The sequence below is a fragment of the Burkholderia sp. HMSC10F09 genome (assembly GCF_001806955.1).
GTDB classification, from domain to species: Bacteria; Pseudomonadota; Gammaproteobacteria; order Burkholderiales; family Burkholderiaceae; genus Burkholderia; species Burkholderia multivorans.
On sequence record NZ_KV786832.1, the window covers coordinates 1 to 7,671 of the forward strand.

At 66.6% G+C, this 7,671-nt stretch carries 5 protein-coding genes; all 5 read right to left on the reverse strand.

Annotated elements, in window-relative coordinates:
• Window positions 1-98 precede the first annotated feature (98 nt).
• The 5 genes from astB to HMPREF3115_RS21350 are packed head-to-tail and all read right to left on the reverse strand — an operon-like array spanning window position 99 to window position 6,285.
• Window positions 99-1,439: an N-succinylarginine dihydrolase gene (gene astB / locus HMPREF3115_RS21330; RefSeq protein WP_059937931.1), complete on the reverse strand. Its 1,341-nt coding sequence runs from the start codon at window positions 1,437-1,439 to the stop codon at window positions 99-101.
• A gap of 14 nt (window positions 1,440-1,453) precedes the next feature.
• Window positions 1,454-2,917 carry a succinylglutamate-semialdehyde dehydrogenase gene (astD, locus tag HMPREF3115_RS21335; protein WP_070555934.1) on the reverse strand — a complete coding sequence of 488 codons (1,464 nt, stop codon included), beginning with the start codon at window positions 2,915-2,917 and terminating at the stop codon, window positions 1,454-1,456.
• A 7-nt stretch (window positions 2,918-2,924) separates the two neighbouring features.
• On the reverse strand, window positions 2,925-3,971 hold the full coding sequence (astA, locus tag HMPREF3115_RS21340; protein ID WP_006407551.1) for an arginine N-succinyltransferase: 1,047 nt from the start codon (window positions 3,969-3,971) through the stop codon (window positions 2,925-2,927).
• The gene (gene aruF / locus HMPREF3115_RS21345; protein ID WP_006401207.1) at window positions 3,968-5,020 is read right to left on the reverse strand and encodes an arginine/ornithine succinyltransferase subunit alpha; all 1,053 of its coding nucleotides are present in this window, start codon (window positions 5,018-5,020) and stop codon (window positions 3,968-3,970) included. Before aruF ends, astA begins: the two co-directional genes overlap by 4 nt.
• 32 nt (window positions 5,021-5,052) lie before the next feature.
• Window positions 5,053-6,285, reverse strand: a complete 1,233-nt coding sequence (locus HMPREF3115_RS21350) for an aspartate aminotransferase family protein (RefSeq protein WP_070555936.1) — start codon at window positions 6,283-6,285, stop codon at window positions 5,053-5,055.
• Window positions 6,286-7,671: the final 1,386 nt, after the last annotated feature.

Sequence of the window (7,671 nt, forward strand, 5' to 3'; positions counted from 1 at the left end):
CGCCGCCCGCGCACGTGCCGTCGTGCGCGGCCGGCGCGCGGCCGGCGAGCGTTGCCGCGAGGAAGTCGCCGAGCAGCGCGTCGGCGTCGATGCGGGCCTCAGCGCTGGAAGTCATACAGCGACCCGACGCGCAGGATCTGCGTGAGCTCGTCGAGCGCCGTGCGCGACTCGACGAGCAGCGCCGGATCGGCGAGATCGTCCGGCGCGAGGCGATCGCGGTAGTGCTTTTCGATCCACGCGTCGAGCGCCGTGAACAATGTGTCGTCGATCCATACGTTCGACGTGACGGCCGCACGTTCCGCGTCGGTCAGCACGACGCGCAGACGCAGGCACGCGGGACCGCCGCCGTTCTTCATGCTTTCGCGCAGGTCGAACACCAGGACGTCGCGGATCGGGCCGTTGCCGGCCGCCAGCTGGTCGAGATAGGCGGCGACGTTCGCGTTCTCGCGGCATTCCTGCGGCACGACGAGCACCTGCGAGCCGTCCGCGCGCGACAGCAGCTGGCTGTTGAACAGATACGACGTGACCGCGTCGTTGACGCTCACGGCCGCATCGGGCACCTCGATCACGTTCAGGCGTGCGCCGCGCGCGTCGAGCGCGGCCGTCAGCGTGTCGTAGATCGCCTGCTTGTTGACGAACGCGCGCTCGTGCGTGAACAGCGTGTCGCGGTTGCCGACCGAGATCACGTCGTTGTGGAACACGCCCGCATCGATCACGTCCGGATCCTGCTGCGCATAGACGGTCGCCTCTTCCGCGAGCCCGTGACGCTGCGCGACCGCGCGGCTCGCCTCGAACGTCTGGCGCGCCGGGTAGCGCTTCGGCTCCGGCCCGCGACGGTATTCGGAGCGGCCGTACACGAAGAACTCGACGCCCGGCTTGCCGTATTCCGCGCAAAAGCGCGTGTGGTTCGCCGCGCCTTCGTCGCCGAGCGCGGGTGTGCCGGTCAGCGCATCGTGCACGGCGAAGTGCGCGCGATCGGCGAACAGCGTCGACAGCGTACGGCGCGTCGCTTCGTGCTCGATCGCGCGATGCAGCTTGCTGCACAGGTTCGCCGGCGTGAAGTGCACGCGGCCGTCTGCGGTGTCGGCCGACGGGCTGACGGTGGCCGCGTTCGCGGTCCACATCGCCGAGGCCGAGCTCGCGGCGGCGAGCAGCTCCGGCGCCTGCTTCGCGGCTTTCGCGATCACGTCGGCGTCCTTGCCGGAGAAACCGAGCTCGCGCAGCAGGCGCAGCGACGGCCGCTCCTGCGGCGGCAGCACGCCCTGTGCAAAGCCGAGATCGGCGAGCTGCTTCATCTTGCGCAGCCCCTGCTTCGCGGCCGCCTTCGGATTCGCGACGGACTTCTCGTTGTTCAGCGACGCCACGTTGCCGAACGACAGCCCGGCGTAGTTGTGGGTCGGGCCGACGAGTCCGTCGAAATTGGCTTCTTGTGCGTTCATCGTCGTTCCCTCGATCAGAAGTGCAGGCCCGGCGACAGGCTCGCGGGCAGAGTCAGTTGCGCGCTTTCCACCGACGCCATCGGATACGCGCAGTAGTCGGCCGCGTAGTACGCGCTCGGACGGTGGTTGCCGGAGCGCCCCGTGCCGCCGAACGGCGCGGCCGACGATGCGCCGTTGGTCGGCCGGTTCCAGTTGACGATCCCCGCACGAATCGTGCGGCGGAAGTGCTCCCAGGCGCGCGCGTCGTCGGCGAGCAGGCCGGCCGACAGCCCGAACGCGGTGTCGTTCGCGCGCGCGATCGCTTCGTCGAAATCCGCATAGCGGACGATCTGCGCGAGCGGGCCGAAGTGCTCTTCGTCGGGCAGGTTCGCGACGTTCGTCACGTCGAGGATCGCCGCGTTGACGAAGCCGAGCCGCGGATCGCGCTGCTTCATCGCGATGATCGGCTGCGCGCCCTGCTCGATCAGCCGCGACTGTGCGTCGACGAGCTTCGCGGCCGCGCGTGCCGAGATCACCGCGCCCATGAACGGCTGCGGATCCGCGTCGAACACGTCGGCCGTGATCTTCGACGTGACGTCGACGAAGCGCGCGAGGAAGCGGTCGCCGAACGCGCCCCGCGGCACGAAGATGCGGCGCGCGCACGTGCAGCGCTGGCCGGCCGACAGGAACGCCGACTGGATCGTATGATGCACGGCCGCGTCGATGTCCTCGACTTCGCCGATCACGAGCGGGTTGTTGCCGCCCATCTCGAGCGCGAGCACGATCTCCGGACGGCCGCCGAACTGCTTGTGCAGCAGCGTGCCGGTGTCCGAGCTGCCGGTGAAGAACAGCCCGTCGATCTGCCGGTGATTCGCGAGCGCGATACCCGTGTCCTTCTCGCCCTGCACGAGATTCAGCACGCCGGCCGGCAGGCCCGCGTCCTTCCAGACCTCGACGGTTGCCTGCGCGACGCCCGGCGCGAGCTCGGACGGCTTGAACACGACCGTGTTGCCCGCGATCAGCGCGGGCACGATATGGCCGTTCGGCAAGTGGCCGGGGAAGTTGTACGGGCCGAACACCGCAACGACGCCGTGCGGACGATGACGCAGCACGGCAACGCCGTCGGCCATGTCCTGGCGCTTCTCGCCGGTGCGTTCCTGATAGGCCTGGATCGAGATACCGACCTTCGCGGCCATCGCCGCGACTTCGGTGCGCGCTTCCCAGAGCGGCTTGCCGGTCTCGCGGCCGATTGCGGCGGCGAGCGCTTCCTTGCGCTCGTTGAGCAGCGCCGCGAAGCGTTTTGCGATCGCGCAGCGCGATTCGAAATCGAGCGCCGACCAGTCGGCGAACGCGCGGCGCGCGCTCATGACCGCGCGATCGACGTCCGCGGCGGACGCGCTCGCGCCCCGCCACGCGATCTCGTCGGTGCCCGGATTGCGCGAAGCGAACGCGGGGCCCGAGCCGGCGACCCAGGCGCCGTCGATGAAGAGTTCCGTCATGATTCGTTTATCCCTGTTTGGCTTTGAGCGGCAGCACGCGCACCGGATCGCCGGCCTTCACGCGCAGCGCGGCGGCATCGTCGGCGGACAGCACGAACGCGCCGTTCGCGGCGACGCCCGGCGCGACGCCGACGCGGAAGTCGGCGAGCGACGTATTCGACACGAGTGATTTCGGCGCGTGGCCGTCCTGCGTATCGTCGCCCGCGTTCGGCACGCCGATCGCGACCGGCACGACGACGCTCTCGCGCACCGTGCGCAGGTCGTTGATGTGGCATTCGAGCACGGGGCCTGCGTCGAAGATGTCGACGTGGTTCTGATAGCGCAGCCCTTCCGCCTCGAGCATCTTGCGGGCGGGCAGCGTGTCGCGATGCGTGAGGCCGACCGCGTCCTGCGCGTCCTGGGGCAGCAGGTCGACGTACACCGGATAGCGCGGCATCAGTTCCGCGAGGAACGACTTGCGGCCGTGCGAGCTCAGGTAGTCGGCCGCATTGAAATCGATCTGATAGAAATGCGAACCGACCGCGCGCCAGAACGGCGACGTGCCGTCCTCGTCGAAGTGGCCGCGCAGTTCCGCGCAGATGCGCTCCGGAAAGCGGTCGCGGAACTGCGCGATGAACATGAAGCGCGAGCGCGACAGCAGCCCGCCGACGCCGCCCGTCCGATAGCGCGGGCTCAGGAACAGAGAGCACACTTCCGCGTAGCCCGTGAGATCGTGCGAGATGTTCAGCGCGGACATGCGCGTCCACACGCCGAGCTCCTGGCTCGCGTGCACGACGGTGCTCACGCGGTAGTTGTAGAACGGCTGCTCGAGCCCGACCTGCGATTCGATCCCGCACACGCCCGCGATGTCGCCCGTCTGCGAGTCTTCCATCACGAAGAAGTAGCCGGCTTCGGCCGGTGCGGCCTGTCCGGCCAGCGTGCGGCGCGAGCGCTCGATGCGCGCGGCCAGCGCGTCGCGGTCGGGCTTGAACGTGGTCAGGCCCGGCCCGGTTTCCTGCGCGAGCGACACGAGCGCGTCGACGTCGCCCGTTTGTACGACCCGAACGACGATCATGCTGCGTCTCCCTTCATCTCTTCATCGTCGCGGCGATGCAGCGGCACGCAGCGCACGACATCGCCATCCTTCACATCGAGCGCCGCGCGCACGTCGCCCGACAGCGGCGCATGTGCGGCATCGGCCGGCAGGTCCGCGAGCACGCAGCGGAACGACTCGCCGCTGCCGGACGACACCATGTACGCGACGTCGCCCTGCTCGCGCGCCGCTTCGCGCACGACGCGCTCGCTGCCGTGCCGCACGCACGCGGTGCGGTCGACCTGTGCCGTCAGCACCGGGCCTGCGTCGAAGATGTCGACGAAGCGGTCGGGCTCGAAGCCTTCCTCGAGATGGATGTCGTACGCGAGCAGTGCGCTTTCGTTCGGCTCGCCGAGCACACGCTGCGCGGCTTCCGGCAGCAGCGGCACGTAAAGCGGGTATGCCGGCATCACTTCCGCGATGAACGTGCGGCTGCGGCCGCCCGACGCGATGTCCACGTCGGTGAAATCGCGGCCGAAGAACTTGCGGCCCACCGCTTCCCAGAACGGCGACGCGCCGTTTTCGTCGCTGACGCCGAGCAGCAGCGTGAACACTTCCGGCGTGAAGCGCCGGCGATTCGCGGCGATGTACATCATGCGCGCACGCGAGATCAGGTGTGCAGCCGCGTCGCCGCGCAGCGACGGATCGACGTAGAAGCCGGCCAGGCGGCTCTTGCCGGTGAGTTCGTGCGACATCGTCAGCGCGTGGATCTTGCGGTTCACATGCAGCTCGCGCGACGCGTGAATCAGTGCGTCGTTGCGAAACGCGTAGAACGGCTCCGAATAGCCGGCGGCGGCCACGATGCTCGCCGTGCCGAGCAGCTTGCCGGTTGCCGAATCCTCGAGCACGAACAGATAGAACTCTTCGCCGGCGAAATCGACGTCCGCGCGAAACGAGTCCTCGGAGAGCGCGACGCGCGCTTCGAGCGCCGCGCGATCGTGCGGCAGCGAGTGCAGGACCGGCTGCGCGGTGCGCGCCATGTGCGCGAGCGCATCGAGATCCGTGAGTTTGCCGGGGCGAACAAATAGCATCGTCGTTCCTGTTCTGCGGTGGGCGCGCGGGATCAGCGCGCGGTGGCTTCCTGCGTCGCGAGCACTTGCTCGACGGCCTTCTCGAAGCGCTTCACGCCTTCGTCGAGCAGATCGAACGGAATAACGAGCGACGGCACGAAGCGCAGCACGTTCGGACCGGCGATCAGCATGATGAGGCCTTGTTCGGCGGCGGCGTTCACGAAGTCCTTGGCGCGGCCTTCGAAGGCGGCCGTGAGTTCGACGCCGACGAGCAGGCCTTTGCCGCGCACGTCCTTGAAGATGCCGAAGCGTGCATTGACGCGCTCGAGCGCGCCCTTCAGGCGCACGCTGCGTTCGCGCACGCCTTCGAGCAGGGCCGGCTCGCTGATCAGTTCGACGACCTTGTCGGCGATAGCCGAGGCGAGCGGGTTGCCGCCGTACGTCGTGCCGTGCACGCCGACCTTGAAGTGGGCGGCAAGCGCGTTCGTCGTCAGCATCGCGCCGATCGGGAAACCGTTGCCGAGCGCTTTCGCGGTCGTCAGGATGTCGGGCGTGACGCCCGTGTCCATGTACGCGTAGAACTGGCCCGTGCGGCCGACGCCCGTTTGCACTTCGTCGAAGATCAGCAGTGCGTCGTTGGCGTCGCAGGCTTCGCGCAGGGCCTTGAGGAAGGCCGGATCGGCCGGGATCACGCCGCCTTCGCCCTGCACGGGCTCGACGATCACGGCGCAGGTTTGCGGGCCGATCGCCGCTTTGGCGGCTTCGATGTCGTTGTACGGCAGATGCTTGATGCCGGCCGGCACGGGGCCGAAGCCTTCCGAGTATTTCGGCTGGCCGCCGACGCTGACCGTGAAGAACGTGCGGCCGTGGAACGACTGCACGAACGAGACGATTTCGAATTTGTCGGCGCCGTGGCGATCGAACGCGACGCGGCGCGCGAGCTTCAGTGCGGCTTCGTTCGCTTCGGCGCCCGAGTTGGCGAAGAACGCGCGATCGGCGAACGTCAGCGACTCGAGGCGCTTGGCGAGGCGCAGGACCGGCTCGTTCGTGTAGCCGTTGCCGATGTGCCAGAGCTTGCGGCCTTGCTCGTCGAGCACCTTCAGCAGTTCAGGATGGCCGTGGCCGAGCGACGTGACCGCGATCCCGCAGGCGAAGTCGATGTATTCGCGGCCGTCGGTGTCCCACACGCGCGAGCCCTCCGCGCGATCCGGCACGAACGGGGCGGGGGAAAACACCGGCACCATCACTTCGTCGAAAGTCTGGCGGGTCACGGTCGAGGTCGTCATGGTCGTTCCTTTCGGTTTCGTAAGAGGGTTCAACAGGATCAAGTTTAGGTAAGGGTGACGCAAGCGTCTTGCGGAATTGCGACGGGTTCTATCGGAAGCGGATAGTGCGGGGTATTTTGCCCTCTCGGGCTGGGGGGTGTGGTTTTGTTCGTATTTTTGGGGCGGTTTTTTGTGGGGTTTGGGTGGTCCGCCTGCGTTGGGCGTGAAGCACCTGTCATCGTGTCGGTCTATTAGCGTCGCCCCTGCGCGGGGCGGCGGTTACTTTTCTTTGTCTTGCCAAAGAAAAGTAACCAAAAGAAAGGCGCTGTGAAAACGCAAGACTTCCCGGTGCCATGGTCGCCGGAGTGGTTCCGCAATGGGGAAGAATCGCGAAGTCCGTGTTTGACCTGGGGCGAGATTCGAACTCCGATGGCAATCGCTCCGCGCAAAGCAGCGCGAACTGTGGCATGGCGCGCCAATGTGGCTCCCCTCGTCTGCTCAATTCAAAGGCCGAGCACATCGCGCGTGCCGTGGCGGCGCACACAACCGACTACATCGGCTCGGGCGGGTGCTTATGCCATTCGCGCACTTCGTCGATCACCGCGGCTCAACCTTCTCGTAGTCCAGATGATCGGCCGGCTCGCCAACCGGTGCGCAGTCGAAGATCGCCGGTCCGAGTGGCGCGATCCCGGACGATATCGAGATGGGCCCTGCCGCCACGCGACTACGATTGAAACTTTTCGAGCGGGACCAAACATGAATAGACGAATTGCAATCGTCGGCGACCGTCTTTCAGACGGCGGAACAGTCAACGCAAATGTGGGACCCCCGCTTTCGGTCGTATCGATCTCTGGAACAAAGGCACGCTCGCGCCTTCGCTCCTGGCCTCCCGGCAGCGACGAAGACTGGTTTTCCGATCTATCGAATTCGAAAGAGATTCTCTTTCGGGACATGAAATGAAGCGTATGTTGCTGGCGGTTCTAGGTATTGCGTGGGGCTTGTTCGTCACATGGGCGTCCCTCTATGTGGCGAATCATATTCACTGGCCCGAGGTGAAATCGCGCGCGACCGGATGAAACGATTTGGAGCACTGCGCACCGCATGCGAGATTTGTCGTCGAATTGCTTGCGTCGCTCCTGTGGCCGGCCATCGCGTTCGGTGTGCTGAACGTCCTGGCTTATCGACGATGGTCGGGTCGTAGGTGGTCTCTCGCTTTCGGCGCTGCGACGCTGCTGGCGATTCTGTTCTATGTCGCCCCCTACGCCGTGCCTGCATGGGGGCTTGTCCGCGAGTAAGACCGCGCCAAGGCAAAGCCAGTGAGTCCGCTACCGCGCGGTCCGGCCGTTAGTACTCACAGCGCCTTTCTTTTGGTTACTTTTCTTTGGCAAGACAAAGAAAAGTAACCGC